Consider the following 19,594-nt stretch of genomic DNA (forward strand, 5'->3'; position numbering starts at 1 on the left):
TGCTCGAACCGGCAGGCCCCGCCGCCGCCATGCCCGCCGCCCTACCCGCTTCAGCCCCGGCAAACCGCCCCGCCGCCGCGCTTGCCCACAGCGAATTCGCGGTGCCCGGCCTGCATTGCGCGGGCTGCATCGCCAAGCTGGAAAAGGGCCTTGCCGGCGTGCCGGGAATCGCCTCCGCCCGCGTCAACTTTTCCGCCAGGCGAGTGTCGATCGACCATGATCCGGCAATGATCGTTCCCGATCTGAAATCGGCGATCGCCGGCATCGGGTTCGAGGCGGAGCTGCTGGCCGATCCCGGCATCGACGCCGGCATTGCCGAAAACCGCAAGCTGCTGCGCGCGCTCGCGGTCGCGGGCTTTGCCGCGATGAACATCATGCTGCTGTCGGTCGCGATCTGGTCCGGCGCGGCGGGGGCGACGCGGGAGCTGTTCCACTGGCTCTCGGCGCTGATCGCCCTGCCGACCGTCGCCTATGCCGGCCAGACCTTCTTCCGCTCCGCCTTCGCCGCGCTGCGGCAGGGGCGCACGAACATGGACGTGCCGATCAGCATCGGCGTGCTGCTGGCGACGGGCATGAGCCTGTATGAAACCGTCACCGGCGGCCATCATGCCTGGTTCGACGGCGCGGTGATGCTGCTGTTCTTCCTGCTCGCCGGCCGCTGGATGGACGGCGCGATGCGCAGCAAGGCCCGCGACGGCGTTGCCGCCCTGCTCAAGCAGACCGCGCCCGGCGCGTGGGTCGTAGAGGCCGGGTTGATCGAGGCCGGGTTGATCGAGACTGGCCATCGCCGCTGGGTGGAAGCGCGCGGCCTGTGCCCCGGCATGGAGATGCAGGTCGCGGCGGGCGAGCGCTTCGCCGCCGATGGCACGATCCTGACCGGCGACAGCAGCATCGACCTGTCTTTCCTCACCGGCGAATCCCTGCCCCAGCGGGTCGCACCGGGCGCGACGGTGCATGCCGGCGCGCTCAACATCGACGCCCCGCTGACCGTCCGCGTGACGGCGGCGGGGCGCGATACGCTGATCGCCGACATCGCCCGGATGATGGAGGAAGCGGGCCAGGGCAAGTCCCGCTATGTCCGCATCGCCGACCGCGCCGCGCGCCTCTATGCGCCCGCCGTCCACACGCTCGCGGCGCTCGGCTTCGTGGGCTGGATGATCGCGGGCGCGGGTGTCCATCAATCGCTGCTGATCGCGACCGCCGTGCTGCTCATCACCTGCCCCTGCGCGCTTGGCCTGGCCGTGCCCGCCGCGCAGGTGGTGGCGTGCGGCGCGCTGATGCGGCGCGGCGTGCTGGTGAAGGACGGCTCCGCGCTGGAGCGCTTCGCCGAAACCAGTACCATCGTCTTCGACAAGACCGGCACGCTGACGCTTGGCCGCCCCGAACCCGACAATCTGGACGTGCTGTGCGAACAGGATGCCGCCATCGTGCTCGCCCTCGCCCAGGCCAGCCGCCATCCGCTGAGCGCCGCGCTCACCCGCACGCTGCAGGCCCGCGGCGTCCGGCCCGCCCCGATCAAGGACATTGTCGAAAAGCCGGGCAGCGGCGTCGAGGCGTGCTGGAACCGCAGCTGGGTGCGGCTGGGCCGGCCGGCCGGCACCGTCGCCTGGCCGGGCCTGTGCGCCGAATTCGCGCATGAAGGCTCGACGCCCTTGCTGCTGACCTTCGAGGACACCCTGCGCGCCGACGCGCCTGAAGCGGTCGCACAACTCAAGGCCATGGGTATCAAGGCGATGATCGCCAGCGGCGACCGGCCCGAAGCGCTGCTCCCCGTGGCGCAGGCGACGCGCCTGCTCGCCACCGGCAACATGCATCCGCAGGACAAGCTGGCGCTGATCGAACGCCTGTCGAGCGGCGGCGAGACCGTGCTGATGGTGGGCGACGGCCTGAACGACGGCCCGGCGCTGGCCGCCGGCCATGCCAGCATGGCGCCCTCCTCGGCCAGCGACGTCAGCCAGCTGGCCGCCGACGCGGTGTTCCTGGGCGACAGCCTCTCCCCCGTCCCCGCCGCCATCCGCGCGGCGCGGCGGACGCTGCGTGTCGTGAGGCAGAATTTCGCGCTCGCCATCGGCTATAATGTGCTGGCCGTGCCGCTGGCGCTGGGCGGGCTGGTGACACCGCTGGTCGCCGCGCTCGCCATGTCGGGATCGTCGCTGATCGTCGTCGCCAACGCCCTGCGCCTTCGGAGTGCCGCGAAATGACGGGCCTCACCTTCCTCATCCCCATCGCGCTCAGCCTCGGCCTGCTCGGCCTCGCCGCCTTTTTCTGGGCGCTGCGGGCCGGGCAGTTCGACGACATGGAAGGCGCGGCGTTGCGCATCCTGATCGACGAAGACAAGCCGGAGGGACCGGTGCAGGATTGAGGCGAGCGTTGATAAAAGCGATGGCGGCTTGCGGCCAGAGGCGGACGTCTAGTCATCGTCACCCTGAACGTGTTTCAGGGTCTATTTCTCCGAATTGAGCGAAGGCGTGTGTGGCGCGATGGATGCTGAAACACGTTCAGCATGACGAAAAATGAACGTCCGCTTTCCACCCCAATTTCGTCATTCCCGCCTGCACGGGGATGACGAAAGGATGATTCCCACCCCATCCCCCCTCAATCCGTAAGCGGGCTCACCATGGCGCGGGCCATGTGCCCCAGCGCGTCGACCAGCTTTGCCTGCAGTTCGGACGTGATCCCGTCCTGCCCCGCAATCGCGCGGCTCATCGCTTCGGACCATTGGGCGGCGAGCACGGTGTCGATGTGAAAGGCGCGGTGGATCGACATCACGCATTGGCCCCGGTCGAACCAGTCGCGCGGGCCGCCCAGCCATCCGGCGATGAAGCGCGCCAGCCCGTTGCGCACCGGCGCCAGGTCGGCCGCGTGCAGCGTCCGCAGGCGCGCATAGGCGGGGTCGCGGTCCATGATGTCGTAGAAACGGCTGACGATCGCCACCACGGCCGCCTCTCCACCGATCGCGTCATAGGGCGTGAGGGCTGTGGTGGCGTTCATGGACGTGGATGCTCCGTGGATCGAAAAAGGCGGGGCGATCAGGGTGCCGCCCGCCCCTCATCCCTGCATTGACCAGGATCAAAGCATGACGGGGGGGGCGGACGGGATCGCCCCGCTTCCACCCCTCCCGCCGATCATGCCGATGTCCTTCAGGAAACGGGCTGGAACAGCGCCGTGATCCGCGTCAGCGCGTCGGGGTTCTCGATGGTCGGCGGCATGTCGATCACCTCGCCGGCGGCCACCCGGCGCAGCGCCGCGCGCAGGATCTTGCCCGACCGGGTCTTGGGCAGCGCCTCCACGATATGCACATGCTTGAGCGCGGCCACCGGCCCCAGTTCGTCGCGCACGCTGGCGATGATCTCCCGGCCCAATCCCGGCGCATCCGCCTGCCCCGTCTTGGCGACGGCGAAGGCCATGGGGATCATGCCCTTGAGCACATCGTCCACGCCGATCACCGCGCATTCGGCGATGGCGGGGTGGCGCGCGACGATCTGCTCCATCTGCCCGGTCGAGAGGCGATGGCCGGCGACGTTGATGATGTCGTCCGTCCGCCCCATGATGTTCACGAAGCCGTCGGCATCGATATGGCCGGCGTCCCCCGTTTCATAATGGCCGGGGAAGGTCGCGAAGGATTTGGCGTAGGTCTGCGGATTGTTCCACAGGCTGGTGTAGCAGCCCGGCGGCAGGGGCATCTTCATCACGACATTGCCCGTCTCGCCCTGCGCCACCGGCACGCCGCCTTCGTCCACCACGGCAAAGGCATAGCCCGGCACGGGGAAGCCCGCGCTGCCCGCCTGCCGCCGCGTGTCGCCAAGGCCGAAGCAGGTCGCGATCGCCGGCCAGCCCAGCTCCGTCTGCCACCAATGGTCGATCACCGGCAGCTTCAGCTTTTCTTCCGCCCAGTGGATCGTGTCCGGGTCCGCCCGCTCGCCCGCCAGGAACATGGCGCGCAGCCTGCCGGTGCCGATGGCGCCGATGAAGGTCGCCTCCGGGTCTTCCTTGCGGATCGCGCGAATGGCGGTGGGCGCGGTGAAGAAGATGTCGACGCCCAGTTCATCGATGCTGCGCCAGAAGGTGCCGGCGTCCGGCGTGCCGACGGGCTTGCCCTCGAACAGCACGGTCGTCGCCCCGGCGATCAGCGGGCCGTAGACGATATAGCTGTGGCCCACGACCCAGCCCACGTCGGACGCCGCCCAGAAGACATCGCCCGGCTTCACGCCATAGATATGCGTCATGCTCCATGCGAGCGCGACGGCGTGGCCGCCATTTTCGCGCACCACGCCCTTGGGCGTGCCCGTGGTGCCGGAGGTATAGAGGATGTAGAGCGGATCGGTCGCGGCGACCGGCACGCAGGGCACCGGCTGCGCGGCGGCGCGCAGCGTGCTCCAGTCGAGATCGCGGCCCTCCTTCATCGGCGCCGTGACCTGCGGGCGCTGGAACAGCACGACATGCGATACGGCATGGGTGGCAAGCTCCAGCGCATGATCGACCAGCGGCTTGTACGGCACGACCTTCTGCCCCTCGATCCCGCAGGAGGCGGTGAGCAGCAGCTTCGGCCTGGCGTCGTCGATGCGCTTGGCCAGTTCGGGCGCGGCAAAGCCGCCGAACACGACCGAATGGATGGCGCCGATCCGCGCGCAGGCCAGCATGGCAAAGGCGGTCTGCGGGATCATCGGCATGTAGATGACGACCCGGTCGCCTTTCTCCACGCCAAGCCCCGCCAGCATGCCGGCGGTCCGTGCGACCTCGTCCTGCAACTGCGCATAGGTGAAGCTCTGGCGGGTGCCCGTCACCGGGCTTTCGTAGACGATGGCCGGCTGGTCGCCGCGCCCGGCCGCGACATGGCGGTCGACGGCGTTGTGACAGCTATTGAGCGTGCCATCGGCAAACCAGCCCGCATCCGCCGTCCATCCGGTCGCGGGGGCAGCGGTCCAGTCGAGCGCCTGCGCCGCCTCCAGCCAGAAACCGTCAGGATCGGCCATGCTGCGCTCATAGGCCCCGACATATCGCTGCGACATCACACACTCCTATGGACGGCCGTATGCAAGCGGTACGGCTCTCGAAACCAGTCTGCTCCGGCGCCGCGCCCGTTGCAATTCGACCATGGTCGGTCAGGGATTTCCACAAGGGTTGCGTCCCCGCCCGACAGCAAAAGAGCGGCGACATCGCTGCCGCCGCTCCCTGCATCGACGCGAGAGGGTGTTACGCGTCGATGTTGCGCCGGAACGTCTCCGGCAGGAACAGCAGGCCGATGACGACTGTCGCCGCCGCGACCACCACCGGATACCAGAGGCCGTAATAGATGTTGCCCGTCGCCGCGACCATGGCGAAGGCCGTGGTCGGCAGGAAGCCGCCGAACCAGCCATTGCCGATATGATAGGGCAGCGACATGGAGGTGTAGCGGATGCGGCTGGGGAAGAGTTCGACCAGCAGCGCCGCGATCGGGCCGTAAACCATCGTCACCAGCATGGCGAGCGCCCACAGGATGGCGATGACCATCGGCTTGTTGACCTGCGCCGGGTCGGCCTTTGCGGGGTAGCCCGCATCGGCGAGGCCCGCTTTCAGGCTGTCCTGAAAGGCTGTGATCGCCACCTTCTTCTCCTCGCCGGCCAAGGTGGCCGGGTTGGGCGCGGCGAAGGTGGTGCTGCCCACCCTGACCTGTGCCGGGGCGCCCGCCGGGGCCTCGACATTGGCATAGCTGATGCCGGTCTTCGCCATATAGGCCTTGGCGATGTCGCAGCTCGAAGCATCGAACTTGTTCTTGCCGACCGGGTCGAACTGGAACGAGCACTCATTCTGGTTGGCCACGATGGTGACGGGCGATGCCGCCTGGGCATGGGCCAGCGCCGGGTTCGCGGCGTCGGTCAGCGCCCCGAACAGCGGGAAATAGGTAAGCGCCGCCAGCGCGCAACCGGTCAGGATGATCGGCTTGCGCCCGATCTTGTCGGAGAGCCAGCCGAAGAAGACGAAGAACGGTGTGGCCAGCGCCAGCGCGATGGCGATCAGGATGTTGGTCGTCGCGCCATCCACCTTCAGCGTCTTTTCAAGGAAGAACAGCGCATAGAATTGCCCCGCATACCAGACCACCGCCTGCCCCGCGACCGCACCCAGCAGCGCGATGATCACCCAGCGCAGGTTCTTCCACTGGCCGAAGGCTTCGGTCAGCGGCGCCTTCGACGTCTTGCCCTCGTCCTTCATCTTCTGGAAGACCGGGCTTTCGTTGAGCTGCAGGCGAATCCACATCGACACGCCCAGCAGGACGATGGAGATCAGGAACGGCAGGCGCCAGCCCCAAGCGGCAAACGTCTCCTCGCCCAGCAGGAAGCGGAAGCCGATGACGACCAGCAGCGCCGCGAACAGGCCGAAGGTCGCCGTCGTCTGAATCCAGCTGGTATAGAGCCCGCGCTTCCCCTCCGGCGCATGTTCGGCGACATAGGTGGCCGCGCCGCCATATTCGCCGCCCAGCGCCAGCCCTTGCGCCAGACGCATGATGACCAGGATGATGGGCGCGGCCACGCCGATCGAGGCATAGCTGGGGAGCAGGCCGACCGCGAAGGTCGACAGGCCCATGATGCCCATGGTGACGAGGAAGGTGTTCTTGCGCCCGACAAGGTCGCCGATCCGCCCGAAGACGATGGCGCCGAAGGGCCGGACGGCAAAGCCCGCCGCGAACGCCGCCAGCGCGAAGATGAAGCCCGTCGTCTCGTTCACGCCCGAAAAGAACTGGGCGGAGATATAGGTGGCCAGCAGGCCGTACAGGTAGAAATCATACCATTCGAACACGGTGCCCAGCGATGACGCGGCGATCACCAGCTTTTCGCTCTGGGTCGCCGCGTGATGCTTAGGCAGGTCGTCGATTATCGTTGCCATTCGCCCTCTCCTCATTCCTATTGCCGACTTCCTCAGAAGCCATATTTCGCCGCAAGCTCGAAGCGGTCCATCTGCCCCTTCTCGCCATCCGCCGTCTCGCGCTGCGCATGGCGATATTCGACGCCCAGGTCGAAGCCCTTGACCGGCGACCAGAACAGGTTGCCCGCCATCGAATAGGCCGCCTTGTTCGCCAGCGCCGGCACGATCATGCCGCCGGGATAGCGCGCATCCTGATAGCCCGCCATCACGGTCGAGCGGACGGTGGCGCTCCAGCCGATCTTGAGCGCCGCAAAGGCCGCGAAATTGTCGCTCACGCCCATCTGGCTGCCCGGCGCCACGTCATAGACGCTGTCCGACACATAACCCAGGCTCAGATAGCGGCCGATGCCCTGGCCATAGGTGGCCATGAAGCGCAGGTCGTGCCGCTTTTCCGGGCCGAAGGGAATGCGGCCGGCCGCGCTGACGCCCCAGCCAAATGCCGTGTCGGTGACGGCGCCCGTGCGCACCGACAGCTCGCGCGCGATGCCCGCCAGGGTGAATTCGCCGACCGGCCCCTTATAGGCGAGCTTGGCGGTGACATCGGGCAAGCGGTCATGATCATTGTCGACCAGCGCGGCGGACGTGGTCGTCACCGTCTCCGTCTGCGGATTTTCCGCCGCGACGAACAGGTCCAGCCCCTTGCCCAGCGGCACCTTGTACTGGACGATCATCTGGCGGGCGAACACCGTGCCCTCCATCGGCCCCACAAAGTCGGTCGTTTCCGGCAGCACCGCCGGGTTCTGGAAGTTCGACCATTCCTGCCCGACCAGGAAATTGCCATAGCTGATGAAGCCGCGGCGGAAGGTCGGTGTATAGGGGTTGGTCGAACGCTGCGTCCCTGCCGGCGCCGCGAGCAGGCCGAAATCGAATTCGATATGGGTCTTGAGTTCCTTCGCCCCGAAAGGCGTCGATGTGTCCACGAACAGGCGTGTCTGCCGGGCGTGACCCATCACGTCCCGGCTGCTCGTGCCGCCAACCGGAATCTGCTGGGGCAGGTAGAATTCCTTGCCCAGTGCCCCGACCCCGACTTCGCCGTCGTCATAGCGTGTGGCGCTGCCCACGACCTTCACGAAACCGCCCAGCTTGACCGTGGAGGCGCCGACGCGGAACCCTTCGGCCGGCGGCGTGGGCCGCGCTTCAAGGGCGGCGACGCGCGCCTGCGTGGCCTGCACCTGGGTCTCGACATCGCCCGACGGGCGGCTGGCGGCGATGGCGGCGACCTGTGCCGCCTGATCGCGGCGGCTTTGCTCCAGCTCGCCGCGCAGCGCGGCGACGGAGGCTTCCAGTTGCTGGAGCCGTGCCTCCAGCTCCGCTTCGCGCGCAGATCGCGCCGCAGCGGCGGGGGTGTTCCGTGTGCTGGCATTCTGGGCGCTGGCGGGGGCGATCCCCACCGCCAGCGACACGGTGGCGGCGCCAGAGAATAACAGCGCGCACCGGGCAAAGTTGGGCATGACCCTCTCCGTCTTGACGGCCACTCATTTTGGCGGCCTTCTTGTACGAATTGATCATTTCCCAAGCGGCGCAATGGGAGTAGCCCGACGAAGGTCGGCACCCTCTTCCGACTTTGGTAGAGGGTGCGGCATGAGCATGGCGGCATCTATGATGGCCAAAAGACTGGAGAGGCCCTGATGAGCGAAACCCTGTATCCCGTTTCCCCCGAGGTTCGCGCCAGTGCGCGCATCAACCCGTTGACGGCCGAGCGGATGCGCGCCGAACTGGCCGAGGACGCCGATGGCTTCTGGCGACGCGAGGCGCGGCGGCTGGACTGGATGAAGCCGTTCACGCGGACCAATGAAAGCAGCTTCGAGGAAGCCGATTTCGGCATCAAATGGTTCGCCGACGGCGCGCTCAACGTGTCGGCCAACTGCATCGACCGCCATCTAGCGACGCGCGGCGACCAGCCCGCCATCATCTGGGAAGGCGACGACCCGGGCGAAAGCCGCGTCATCACCTATGCGCAGCTGCATGAGGAAGTCAGCCGCTTCGCCAATGTGCTGAAGGCCAATGGCGTGCAGCGCGGCGACCGCGTGACGCTCTACCTGCCGATGATCCCGGAAGCGGCCTTCGCCATGCTGGCCTGCACCCGCATCGGCGCCATCCACAGCATCGTCTTCGGTGGCTTTTCGCCAGACAGCCTCGCCAGCCGCATCAAGGATTGCGATTCGCGGCTGGTCGTGACGGCGGACGAGGGGCTGCGCGGCGGCAAGAAGGTGCCGCTCAAGGTCAATGTCGATGAGGCGCTCAAGAGCTGCACGTCGGTGGAAACCGTGCTGGTGGTGGAACGCACCGGCAGCGGCGTCGCCATGACGCCGGGCCGCGACAAGCTCTATGCGGCCGAGCGCGAGAAGGTCTCCGCCGATTGCCCGCCCGAGGAGATGAACGCGGAAGACCCGCTGTTCATCCTCTACACCTCCGGTTCCACGGGCACGCCCAAGGGCGTGCTGCACAGCACCGGCGGCTATCTGCTGTGGGCGTCGATGACGCATGAATATGTGTTCGATTACCGCCCCGGCGAAGTCTATTGGTGCACCGCCGACATCGGCTGGGTCACGGGGCACAGCTATGTCGTCTATGGCCCGCTTTCCAACGGCGCGACCACGCTGATGTTCGAAGGCGTACCCAATTATCCCGATTTCAGCCGCTTCTGGCAGGTGTGCGACAAATGGAATGTCGCGATCTTCTACACCGCGCCGACGGCGCTGCGCGCGCTGATGCGCGAGGGCGACGAGTATGTGACGGCGGCATCGCGCTCTTCCCTGCGTATCCTTGGCAGCGTGGGCGAGCCGATCAATCCCGAGGCGTGGGAATGGTATCACCGCGTCGTCGGCGACCATCGCTGCCCGATTGTCGACACCTGGTGGCAGACGGAGACCGGCGGCATCCTGATCGCGCCGCTGCCCGGCGTCACCGACCTCAAGCCCGGCAGCGCCACCCATCCCTTTTTCGGCGTGGAGCCGGTGCTGGTGGACGCGGACGGCAAGGTGCTGGAAGGCGCGACCGACGGCAATCTGTGCATCGCCAAGAGCTGGCCGGGGCAGATGCGCACCGTCTATGGCGACCATGCGCGTTTCTTCCAGACCTATTTCTCGACCTATCCGGGCTATTATTTCACCGGCGACGGCTGCCGGCGGGATGAGGACGGCTATTACTGGATCACCGGCCGCGTCGATGACGTGATCAACGTGTCGGGCCATCGCATGGGCACGGCCGAGGTCGAAAGCGCGCTCGTCGCCCACGCCAAGGTGGCCGAAGCCGCCGTCGTCGGCTTCCCGCACGAGATCAAGGGCCAGGGCATCTACGCCTATGTGACGCTGAACGCGGGCGAGGAAGGCTCGGCGGAGCTGCGCAAGGCGCTGGTCCAATGGGTGCGCCACGAAATCGGCCCGATCGCGACGCCGGACGTCATCCAGTTCGCGCCCGGCCTGCCCAAGACCCGGTCGGGCAAGATCATGCGCCGCATCCTGCGCAAGATCGCGGAAGGCGACACCAGCAGCCTGGGCGATACCAGCACGCTGGCCGATCCATCCGTGGTCGAGCGGCTGGTGATGGACAGCCGCCCCGTGCCCGCCTAAAGAACAAGCCATAACGGCAAGGCGGACATGATGGCGGGGAGACGGTGACGAGCGCAGGAACGATCCTGATCGCCGACGACCATCCGTTGTTCCGCCAGGCACTGGTCCTCGCGGTGGGAGAAGTCGCGCCGCAGTGCCGGGTGATCGAGGTGGCGACCCTGGACGCCGCGATCGACGCCGCCGCGCGCACCAGCGACCTGATCCTCATCCTGCTCGACCTCAAGATGCCGGGCGCGGTCGGCTATTCCGGCGTCGCCCTGCTCCATGCCGAGCGGCCGTCCGTCCCCATACTGGTGGTGTCCAGCGCCGAGGCGCAGGTGGCGGCGCCGGAAGCCTCACGCTTCGGCGCGGTCGGCTTCATCGGCAAGGATCAGGACCTGCAGGCGATAGAGGCCGCCATCGCCGCCGCGCTTGCGGGCACACAGCCTCCGCCGCCTGCCAGCAGCGGCGAGGTGGACGACATGGCGCAAAAGGTCGCCACGCTCACGCCCACCCAGCTTCGGGTGCTGCTGGGCGTGCTGAACGGCCGGCTCAACAAGCAGATCGCCTATGATCTGGGCGTCGCGGAATCGACCATCAAGGCGCATATGACCGTCATCCTCTCCAAGCTGGGCGTGCAGAACCGCACGCAGGCGGCGCTGGCGGCAAGGGCATTGGGGCTGGGGCTGGCGCATTGAGCGGGCGGCGGCGGATGGCCGGCTTCGGCGGTTTCGACCATCTGCGGGCCTTGGCAGGCTATGTGGTCCTGCCCTTTGAACCCCAATAGGCAATGGCCGCTGTTATCAGGCTCAAAGGCAAGCCAACGGCCAGAAGCATCGGTACAAATTTGGGATCGAGGGGAGGTAACGTGCGGGCATGGACCATGAAGGGCACGTACCACATCCCATACCACCCGATGAGCGCCAGCACCGGCAGCAAGGCGCTGGTCCAGAATATCAGCGCGATCAGCCTCGATCGATCGCTCTCCGAAACAGCCCGATTGATTACCCAGATCGTGATCAGAGGCAAAATGATCCATAGAGCAAGATACATCAGAGACACGTCCGCCTCATACGCCAATCAAGGGGTGGTTTCCACCATGGCATCATCCTGAGAATGCTGGATTTCGCCAGAGATTGCGCACGCAATCGGGTGCTTTGGTTCAGCGCGATGCGGTTGTCCTGAAAGTCGTCTGATTTCCCATGTTTGAGATCAGCGCATGGTTGATCGACAGTGGCTACAGGCAACCAATGGCAATGCTACAAAGACCGAGCGACGGCGCGGAAGGTAAACCCGCCCACCCTACTCCGCCGCAACCACGTCTTCGCCCGCCAGCCAGCGGTCCAGTTCGGCGGGGTTGAGCGGTTTCTGCAGGATGGGGATGCGGCGGCGGCGGGCGCGGTCCAGCATCGCCTTGCTGCGGTCGGCCGTCACCAGCGCGACGGGCAGGCCGGGCCGCCGCTCGCGCAGCCGGTCGATCAGGGCGATCCCGTCCATCGCCTCCCCGCCCAGATGGAAGTCGACCAGGGCGCCGTCGATGGCGCCGTCATGGGCCAGCGCCGCCTGCGGCGTGGCGCATGACGCGCAGCGATGGCCCGATGCCAGCAGCAGCGCGGCCATGGCCTCCCCGATGGCCGGATCGTCGTCCACCGCCAGCAGGCTTCGCGCCGGCACCGGGCTGGCGGCAACCGCGCCGGATCGCGCCGACGGTTCCTGCACATCGGCCATGTGGTCGGTAATGTGACCGGCCCCGCAATCGGCGATATGATCGGCCATGCGCGGCAGGATCAGCGTGAAGCGGCTGCCCCGGCCGGGCATGGACTTCAACTCGACCCGCGCGCCGATCAGCGCGGCGGAACGCTCGACAATGGCGAGGCCAAGGCCGATGCCCGGCTCGTTCGCCGCCTCCAGCCGCTCGAATTCGCGGAAGATGAGCGCCTGCTTGTCCTCCGGGATGCCGATGCCGCTATCATAGACCTCGATCCGCAGCATTACGCCACGCCGCCGCACGCCCAGCAGCACGCCGCCGCGCGGGGTGTAGCGGATGGCGTTGGACAGGAAGTTCTGCAGAATGGAGCGCAGCAGGGTCGGGTCGCTATGCACGGCGCCCGTGCCCGGCGCCACGCGCAGGGAGAGCCCGCGCTCCGCCGCCAGCGGCTCCAGGCTTTCGGCCAGTTCCAGCAGCAGCGGCCGCACCGCGACCGGCACGGGATGCGGCACGACGCCGCCGGCATCCATTTTCGAAATGTCGAGCAGCGCCCGCAGCAGGTCGTTCGCCGCCTCGATCGACCGGTCGATACGGCCCAGCATCGGCCGGTCCCCCTCCGGCAGCTTGCGGCGCAGCGCTTCGGAAAAGAGCCGCGCGGCGTGCAGCGGCTGCAGCAGGTCGTGGCTCGCGGCGGCCAGGAAGCGGGTCTTTTCCGCCGTCGCCCGCGCCAGCTTGTCATTGGCGTCGGAAAGCTCGGCGGTGCGTTCGTCCACCCGCCGCTCCAGCTCGACCTTGGCCAGTTCGATGCCGGCCACCGCCTGCGCCTCCGCCGTGATGTCGGTGAAGCACATGACATAGCCGCCATCGGGCATCGGCCCGCCCACGGTCTTGATCACCCGCCCGTCCAGCCGCCGGCGCTGGAAGGCATGATGGCGGCCGTCGCGCATATGGCCCAGCCGCTTGGCGACATGCTGTTCCACCTCGCCCGGCCCGCATTCGCCGCGCTCGGCATTGAAGCGGATGAGGTCGGAAACGGGCGCGCCGACGCGGACCATGCCGGCAGGATAGCCGAACAGCTCCAGATAACGGCTGTTCCACGCGATCAGCCGCAGGTTGCGATCGATCACGCTGACACCGGGGTCGATATTCTCCAGCGTCGCGGCGAGCAGCCCGCGCGAGAAGCGCAGGCTCTGCCCGGAAGCGTCGAGCAGCTGCGCCACATCGTCCACGCCCAGCCCCTCGCCCGACAAAGCGGAGGCCATTACCGCGCGGGCCGAGGATGCGCCGACGACGCTGGCGATCAGCCGCTCCGCCGCGCGGGCGCTGTTGCGGTCGACAGGCGCGGCGCGGTCCTGCCCCGGCGGGAGCAGGTCGCCGATCGCATGGGGGCCGACAAAGCGCTCCACCATGTCGGCCAGCGCGCCCAGATTGGCGATGGGCGCAATGCCGCGCTGATGGCTGAGGTGGATGTGGAAATCGGCGTCGCGCACTCGCCGCGCCCACACGATCGCGAAGACCAGCAGGTTGCCGCCCAGGCTCCACAAGGCGCCATGGGTGATGAGGCTGAGCCCGTTCACCCCCATCAGCGCGCGGGGATCGAGCAGCGATCCGGCCAGCGCATCGGGCAGGATGCTGACGCCGATACCGGGCAGGAACAGGGTGTAGAGCCATAGCAACAGGCCGGTGGTCAGCCCCGCCTTCGCCGCCATCGCGTCATTGTCGCCCCGCATCACCGCGATGATCAGCGCCGGGGCATATTGGGCCATCGCGACGAAGGCGATCAGGCCGCTGGAGGCAAGCTGCGCCTGCGAGGGGATCAGCAGCGCGTAAGCGGCGCCCGCGGCGAGCAGCAACAAAATGGCAGCGCGGCGGACGTTGAGCAGGATGCCGCCAAGGTTGGTTTCCTCCGACCGGCTGCGCAGCAGCAGCGGCGCGATCAGGTCGTTCGACACCATGGTGGACAGCGCGATCGCCTCCGTCACCACCATCGCGACGGCGGCGGACAGGCCACCCAGGAAGACGACGGTCGCAAGGCCCGGCATGCCCGACGCGCTGGGCAGCGACAGGATGAAGAAATCGGGCCGCGCCCGCCCGTCCAGCAGCGCCAGCCCCGCCAGCGTGATCGGCACCACCGCCAGCACGGTCAGCAGCAGATAGGTGAGGAACGGCCAGCGCGCCCGCACGATGTCGCCCGGATCGCGCGCCTCCATGACACCGATGTAGAATTGGCGCGGCAGGCACAGGATGGCCATGATCGCCAGGCCCGTGACGACCGGAAAGTCGATGCCCAGCTTGTGCAGGGCGAAATGCGTGGCCAGCCGGTCCAGCCCCTCCACCCGCTGCAGCGCCGGCGCGCGCAGGAACAGCCATGTCGCAAAGGTCGCGACCGCGCCCAGCGCCAGCAGCTTGATGATGGATTCGGCCGCGACCGCGAACAGCACCGCCTCGTTCCGGGCGGCGACTTCATAGCGGCGGGTGCCGAAGAGGATCGCGAACAGCGCCAGCACCCCCGCCGCGCACAGGATGGGCAAGGCGATCGACCGGGTGCCGGTGACGATGGCATAGCTCATGCCGACCGAGCGCAGTTGCAGGGCGATATAGGGGATCGTGCCGAACAGCGCGAGCAGCGTGACGAGCGCCGCCACCCCCCGGCTGGAGCCGAAGCGTGCGCCGATGAAATCGGAAATGGAGGTGGCGCCCTGGGCATGGACCGCCGTGACCATCCGCTTCAGGAAAGGCGCGCCGAACAGGAACAGCAGCATCGGCCCGACATAGATGGGCAGGAAGTTCCAGCCTTCCGACACCGCCGTGCCGACCGCGCCGAAATAGGTCCAGCTGGTACAATAGACCGACAGGCCCAGCGCATAGGCGGGCAGGCGCCAGCGCGAGTGCTTCAGCCTGTCACGCCGGCGATGCGCCCACCCCGCGCCCAGGAACATCGCGGCGGCATAGGCAATGGCGATGACGAAGGGGGTGATGACCATCTCTTCTCTTGCCCCGTCGACAGCGACCGGTGCCGCCGCAAGGCCTTTCCGCGCGCGACCTTAGCGCCGGGCGCGGCATTTCGCAAAATCCGGTGCTGGCGCGTATCCTGCCGGGGGCAAGCCGCATGATGCAGCGGTGGGAGCCGGCCGTGCCGGAGCGCTCTTCAGGCGATGGTCCGCCCCCGCATCGACCGCCCCGAAAGGCGGGGAAATCCGCCTCCCAAACTTTTCCTACCCCCCGATCAACTCATTCTGGGTTGCGGGCGGGCACGTCCATGGGCATCTGCCGCTGCATGGAAGAACGCGCCATCGCAACCGTCCATCTTGTGGGCGCAGGGCCGGGAGACCCGGATCTGCTGACGCTGCGCGCCGCGCGGCTGATCGGTTCCGCGCGCCTGATCGTGCATGACGGGCTGGTCGATGCCGCCATCCTCGCTTTGGCGCCCGCCGACGCGCGGCTGATTTCCGTGGCCAAGAGCCGCAGCCGCCATTCGATGCCGCAGGAAGAGATCAACGCGCTGATCGTGCGCGAGGCGCTGGCCGGGCATGAAGTCATCCGCCTGAAGGGCGGCGATCCGTTCATCTTCGGCCGCGGCGGCGAGGAAGCCGAAGCCTGCCGCGCCGCCGGCGTGCCGGTGCAGGTGGTGCCGGGCATCAGCGCGGCGACGGGCTGCGCGGCCGAGGCATTGCTGCCGCTGACCCATCGCGATGCGGCGAGCGCCGTCACCTTCGTCGCCGGGCAGTGCAAGGGGCTTTCCGATCAGGACTGGTCGGGCCTTGCGGGTGTGGGCCGCACGCTCGTTATCTACATGGGCGTCGCCACCGCCGCCGACATCGCCGACAAGCTGATCGCCGACGGCGTATCGCCGGCCATGCCGGTCGCCGTGCTGGAAAAGGGCACGCGCAAGGACAGCCGGGCGCTGCGCACCCTGCTGACCGACCTTGGCGACATGATCGTGCGCGAACAGGTGAAGAGCCCGGCGTTGATCGTGGTCGGCGAAGTCGCGGCGCGGGCCGACGCAAAGGACAGCATGGCCCGATGGGCCACCGAACTGGAGATGAATGGGTGAAGCTTCTGACGGGGAATGATCTGGCGAGCGGCGATGTCATCTGGTGGACGGGCTCCGGCTGGTCGCGCCATGTGGGCGACGCCGCCGATGTCGGTACGGAAGGCGAAGCCCTGCTGGCGCGGGAAACCGCCGCGCTGCGCGTCAACGCCGGCTATGTGATCGACGCCGAGCCGACCCCCGCCGGCCCGATGCCCAGCCATATCAAGGAACGCATCCGGGCAAGCGGCCCGACGGTGCGGACGGACCTTGCCATCAACACTGCAATTCCGATCGTAAAGGCCTGATATTCCATGTATCGTTACGACAACTATGATCAGGCGATGGTCGATGCCCGGGTCGAGGAATTTCGCGATCAGGCCCGCCGTCGCCTGGCCGGAGAACTGACCGAGGACCAGTTCAAGCCGCTGCGCCTGATGAACGGCCTGTATCTGCAGCTGCACGCCTATATGCTGCGCGTCGCCATCCCCTATGGCACGCTGTCCGGCCCGCAGATGCGGATGCTGGGCCATATCGCCCGCAAGTACGACAAGGGCTATGGCCATTTCACCACCCGCCAGAACATCCAGTATAACTGGATCAAGCTGGACGATGCCGCCGACATCCTGGCCGAACTCTCCACGGTGGAGATGCACGCCATCCAGACCAGCGGCAACTGCATCCGCAACATCAGTTCGGACCAATATGCTGGCGTCTCCGCCGACGAGGTGACGGACCCCCGCCCCTGGGCCGAGCTGCTGCGCCAATGGTCGAGCTTCCACCCGGAGTTCACTTACCTGCCGCGCAAGTTCAAGATCTGCGTGATCGCGAGCCCTGAGGATCGCGCTGCGATGCGGCTGCACGACCTCGGCCTGGAGCTGGTGGAGAAGGACGGCGTCATCGGCGCCCGCGTGTTCGCCGGCGGCGGCATGGGCCGCACGCCGATGATCGCACCGGAAATCAGGGACTTCGTGGCCGAAGACGAGATCATTTCCTATGTCGAGGCGTGCCTGCGCGTCTACAACCGCTATGGCCGGCGCGACAACAAGTACAAGGCGCGGATCAAGATCCTGGTCCACGAACTGGGCGTCGAGGAATATCGCCGCCAGGTCGAGGAAGAATTCGCCCATATGAAGACACTGGGCATCAACCCGCCCACCGAAGAACTGGACCGCATCCGCGCATTCTTCGCCGATCCCGGCTATGAAAGCGGCCTGCCCGAAGCCGTGGACCGTTCCGATCCCGCCTTCGCCCTGTGGCTCGACCAGAATGTCGCCGCCCACAAGGCGCCCGGCTATGCGATCGTCAACATCAGCCTGAAGCCGGTCGGCGGCATCCCGGGCGATGCCTCCGCCGACCAGATCGACCTGGTCGCGGACTTGGCCGAACGCCATTCGCTCAACGAGCTGCGCGTCACCCATGCGCAGAACCTCGTCCTGCCGCATGTGAAGAAGGCGGATCTCTACACGATCTGGCAGGCGCTGGACGAAGCCGGGCTGGCGGAGGCCAATCTGGACCTCATCACCGACATCATCGCCTGCCCTGGCCTGGATTATTGCGCGCTCGCCAATGCCCGTTCGATCCCGCTGGCGCAGAAGATCGCGGCGCGCTTTGCCGACCAGCAGCGGCAGCGCGAACTGGGCGAACTGAAGCTCAAGATTTCCGGCTGCATCAACGCCTGCGGCCATCATCATGCGGGCCATATCGGCATCCTTGGCGTCGACCGGAAGGGCATCGAGAATTTCCAGCTGTCGCTGGGCGGATCGGGCGCGGAAGACGTGAGCCTGGGCCAGATCACCGGCCCCGGCTTCAGCGAGGATGGCGTGGTCGACGCGATCGAGAAGGTGACGGACGTCTATCTCGCCAACCGCACCGATGGCGAACGTTTCGTCGATACCTATCGCCGTCTGGGCATGGCCCCGTTCAAGGAAGCGATCTATGGCTGATGTGCTGAATTTCCGTGGCGAGGCGCCCGTGGCCGAACAAGCGGTGAGCGTGGAAGCGTTCACCGGCGTCAGCAACGCGACCGCCGTGCGGATCGAGCCGGGCGAGGATGCGCGCCTGCTCCTCCCCCATCTCGACCGGATCGCGCTGGTGGAGGTGAACTTCCCCATGTTCGGCGACGGGCGCGGCTATTCGGCGGCGCGCATCCTGCGCGAGGCGGGCTATGCCGGCGAATTGCGGGCGGTGGGCGACGTACTGGTAGACCAGCTGCTCGCCATGCGCCGTTGCGGGTTCGACAGCGTCGCGCCCGATGCGCCGCTCGACCCCGCCATCGTCACCGCGTCGCTGGAACGCTATGCCGATGTCTACCAGAAGTCGGTGGACGCGCACACGCCCATCTGGGCCAAGCGCCATCCGGAGGCCACCCATGGCTGACGCCGCACGCATCCTCGACGTCATCGACACACGCCCCGCCTTCACGCAGGCAGATGCCGACGCGCTCAACGCCCGGTTCGAGGGCGTCGAGACGCTGCCCATGCTCCGCACGATCTTTGCCGAAAAGCTGCTGGGCACTGTCGCGGTCGTCTCCTCCTTCGGCACCGAAAGCGCCGTGCTGCTGCACCTGATCGCGCAGGCGGACCGGAGCGTGCCGGTGATCTTCGTCGATACGCTCAAGATGTTCCCCGAAACGCTGGCCTATCGCGAAACGCTGATGGCGACGCTGGGCTTTACCGACAGCCGCGCGGTGACGCCGGACGCCGCGATGCTGGCGCAGAAGGACGAAACTGGCCTGCGCTGGTCCTACGACCCCGATGGCTGCTGCGCGATCCGCAAAGTGGAGCCGCTGGCCCGCGCCAAACAGGGGCTGGACAGCTGGATTTCCGGGCGCAAGGCGTTCCAGTCCGTCACCCGGCAGAACATCCCCCGCTTCGAGATCGAGGACGGGCGGCTGAAGATCAACCCGCTGGGCGACTGGACCAAGACCGATCTGGAAGCCTATTTCGCAGCGCACGCCCTGCCCCGCCACCCGCTGGAGGCCGAAGGCTATCTGTCGATCGGCTGCGAACCCTGCACGTCGAAAGTGCTGCCGGGCGAAGACCCGCGCGCGGGCCGCTGGCGCGGATGGGACAAGGTGGAATGCGGCATCCACGGCAGCACGACCCCGCTGGCCGACCCGGACGATCCGGCGAACCAGCCGGTGTTCTGAGAGGAGCGGCTGGCGATTGTGTCGGATGGGTGATTGTCGGCCAGAGGCGGACGTCTAGTCATCGTCACCCTGAACGTGTTTCAGAGTCTATTTCTCCGAATTGAGCGAAGGCGTGTGTGGCGCTATGGATGCTGAAACACGTTCAGCATGACGAGAAATGAATGTCCGCCAACCACCCACTCCCGTCATTCCCGCGCAGGCGGGAACCCAACTCCTGACCTGGCATCCAGTACTTTCTCATGGGAGATGGATTC

General features: G+C 67.2%; 15 protein-coding genes. 9 read left to right on the forward strand and 6 right to left on the reverse strand.

From position 1 onward, the window contains the following. Positions 1-29: 29 nt before the first annotated feature. Together WFP78_RS04025 and ccoS are read left to right on the forward strand one after the other, a co-directional pair. Positions 30-2,201 carry a heavy metal translocating P-type ATPase gene (locus WFP78_RS04025; RefSeq protein WP_336959401.1) on the forward strand — a complete coding sequence of 724 codons (2,172 nt, stop codon included), beginning with the start codon at positions 30-32 and terminating at the stop codon, positions 2,199-2,201. Beyond that, the gene (ccoS, locus tag WFP78_RS04030) at positions 2,198-2,362 is read left to right on the forward strand and encodes a cbb3-type cytochrome oxidase assembly protein CcoS (RefSeq protein WP_336958963.1); all 165 of its coding nucleotides are present in this window, start codon (positions 2,198-2,200) and stop codon (positions 2,360-2,362) included. The genes WFP78_RS04025 and ccoS overlap by 4 nt, the downstream gene beginning before the upstream one ends. A gap of 233 nt (positions 2,363-2,595) precedes the next feature. Here ccoS and WFP78_RS04035 read toward each other — a convergent pair whose 3' ends face one another. The 4 genes from WFP78_RS04035 to WFP78_RS04050 form a co-directional block, all read right to left on the reverse strand. After that, positions 2,596-2,991, reverse strand: a complete 396-nt coding sequence (locus WFP78_RS04035) for a globin domain-containing protein (RefSeq protein ID WP_336958965.1) — start codon at positions 2,989-2,991, stop codon at positions 2,596-2,598. A 149-nt stretch (positions 2,992-3,140) separates the two neighbouring features. Continuing rightward, positions 3,141-5,009, reverse strand: coding sequence for an AMP-binding protein (locus WFP78_RS04040; RefSeq protein WP_336958967.1), 1,869 nt, complete (start codon positions 5,007-5,009; stop codon positions 3,141-3,143). A gap of 184 nt (positions 5,010-5,193) precedes the next feature. Then, positions 5,194-6,861 carry an MFS transporter gene (locus WFP78_RS04045; RefSeq protein ID WP_336958969.1) on the reverse strand — a complete coding sequence of 556 codons (1,668 nt, stop codon included), beginning with the start codon at positions 6,859-6,861 and terminating at the stop codon, positions 5,194-5,196. A 32-nt stretch (positions 6,862-6,893) separates the two neighbouring features. Further along, on the reverse strand, positions 6,894-8,351 hold the full coding sequence (locus WFP78_RS04050; protein WP_336958971.1) for a DcaP family trimeric outer membrane transporter: 1,458 nt from the start codon (positions 8,349-8,351) through the stop codon (positions 6,894-6,896). 177 nt (positions 8,352-8,528) lie between these two features. On the opposite strand from WFP78_RS04050, the gene acs reads away from it, so the two are divergent. Together acs and WFP78_RS04060 are read left to right on the forward strand one after the other, a co-directional pair. Next, complete coding sequence (acs, locus tag WFP78_RS04055) at positions 8,529-10,472, forward strand: acetate--CoA ligase (RefSeq protein ID WP_336958973.1); 1,944 nt, start codon at positions 8,529-8,531, stop codon at positions 10,470-10,472. A gap of 44 nt (positions 10,473-10,516) precedes the next feature. Next, the gene (locus WFP78_RS04060; protein WP_336958975.1) at positions 10,517-11,149 is read left to right on the forward strand and encodes a response regulator transcription factor; all 633 of its coding nucleotides are present in this window, start codon (positions 10,517-10,519) and stop codon (positions 11,147-11,149) included. A 58-nt stretch (positions 11,150-11,207) separates the two neighbouring features. Here WFP78_RS04060 and WFP78_RS04065 read toward each other — a convergent pair whose 3' ends face one another. Further along, positions 11,208-11,513, reverse strand: coding sequence for a hypothetical protein (locus WFP78_RS04065; protein ID WP_336958977.1), 306 nt, complete (start codon positions 11,511-11,513; stop codon positions 11,208-11,210). A 240-nt stretch (positions 11,514-11,753) separates the two neighbouring features. After that, a complete protein-coding gene (locus WFP78_RS04070; protein ID WP_336958979.1) occupies positions 11,754-15,143 on the reverse strand; it encodes a hybrid sensor histidine kinase/response regulator in 3,390 nt (1,129 codons plus the stop codon). A 293-nt stretch (positions 15,144-15,436) separates the two neighbouring features. Between WFP78_RS04070 and cobA the strand changes: the two genes are divergently transcribed. The 5 genes from cobA to WFP78_RS04095 are packed head-to-tail and all read left to right on the forward strand — an operon-like array spanning position 15,437 to position 19,340. Further along, positions 15,437-16,213: a uroporphyrinogen-III C-methyltransferase gene (cobA, locus tag WFP78_RS04075; RefSeq protein WP_336958981.1), complete on the forward strand. Its 777-nt coding sequence runs from the start codon at positions 15,437-15,439 to the stop codon at positions 16,211-16,213. Continuing rightward, a complete protein-coding gene (locus WFP78_RS04080; RefSeq protein ID WP_336958983.1) occupies positions 16,210-16,497 on the forward strand; it encodes a DUF2849 domain-containing protein in 288 nt (95 codons plus the stop codon). The genes cobA and WFP78_RS04080 overlap by 4 nt, the downstream gene beginning before the upstream one ends. A 6-nt stretch (positions 16,498-16,503) precedes the next feature. Beyond that, positions 16,504-18,135 carry a nitrite/sulfite reductase gene (locus WFP78_RS04085; RefSeq protein WP_336958985.1) on the forward strand — a complete coding sequence of 544 codons (1,632 nt, stop codon included), beginning with the start codon at positions 16,504-16,506 and terminating at the stop codon, positions 18,133-18,135. Next, positions 18,128-18,568, forward strand: a complete 441-nt coding sequence (locus WFP78_RS04090) for a DUF934 domain-containing protein (RefSeq protein ID WP_336958987.1) — start codon at positions 18,128-18,130, stop codon at positions 18,566-18,568. Before WFP78_RS04085 ends, WFP78_RS04090 begins: the two co-directional genes overlap by 8 nt. Next, a complete protein-coding gene (locus WFP78_RS04095; protein WP_336958990.1) occupies positions 18,561-19,340 on the forward strand; it encodes a phosphoadenylyl-sulfate reductase in 780 nt (259 codons plus the stop codon). The genes WFP78_RS04090 and WFP78_RS04095 overlap by 8 nt, the downstream gene beginning before the upstream one ends. The last annotated feature ends 254 nt before the right edge of the window (positions 19,341-19,594 follow it).

The sequence above is a fragment of the Sphingobium aquiterrae genome (assembly GCF_037154135.1).
GTDB lineage: Bacteria > Pseudomonadota > Alphaproteobacteria > Sphingomonadales > Sphingomonadaceae > Sphingobium > Sphingobium aquiterrae.

Excerpts from the sequence above, each read along its gene's own strand:
- WFP78_RS04025 (WP_336959401.1), top strand. The coding sequence starts at position 30 with ATGCCCGCCGCCCTACCCGCTTCAGCCCCGGCAAACCGCCCCGCCGCC.
- ccoS (WP_336958963.1), top strand. The coding sequence starts at position 2,198 with ATGACGGGCCTCACCTTCCTCATCCCCATCGCGCTCAGCCTCGGCCTG.
- WFP78_RS04035 (WP_336958965.1), bottom strand. The coding sequence starts at position 2,991 with ATGAACGCCACCACAGCCCTCACGCCCTATGACGCGATCGGTGGAGAG.
- WFP78_RS04040 (WP_336958967.1), bottom strand. The coding sequence starts at position 5,009 with ATGTCGCAGCGATATGTCGGGGCCTATGAGCGCAGCATGGCCGATCCT.
- WFP78_RS04045 (WP_336958969.1), bottom strand. The coding sequence starts at position 6,861 with ATGGCAACGATAATCGACGACCTGCCTAAGCATCACGCGGCGACCCAG.
- WFP78_RS04050 (WP_336958971.1), bottom strand. The coding sequence starts at position 8,351 with ATGCCCAACTTTGCCCGGTGCGCGCTGTTATTCTCTGGCGCCGCCACC.
- acs (WP_336958973.1), top strand. The coding sequence starts at position 8,529 with ATGAGCGAAACCCTGTATCCCGTTTCCCCCGAGGTTCGCGCCAGTGCG.
- WFP78_RS04070 (WP_336958979.1), bottom strand. The coding sequence starts at position 15,143 with ATGGTCATCACCCCCTTCGTCATCGCCATTGCCTATGCCGCCGCGATG.
- cobA (WP_336958981.1), top strand. The coding sequence starts at position 15,437 with ATGGAAGAACGCGCCATCGCAACCGTCCATCTTGTGGGCGCAGGGCCG.
- WFP78_RS04085 (WP_336958985.1), top strand. The coding sequence starts at position 16,504 with ATGTATCGTTACGACAACTATGATCAGGCGATGGTCGATGCCCGGGTC.
- WFP78_RS04090 (WP_336958987.1), top strand. The coding sequence starts at position 18,128 with ATGGCTGATGTGCTGAATTTCCGTGGCGAGGCGCCCGTGGCCGAACAA.
- WFP78_RS04095 (WP_336958990.1), top strand. The coding sequence starts at position 18,561 with ATGGCTGACGCCGCACGCATCCTCGACGTCATCGACACACGCCCCGCC.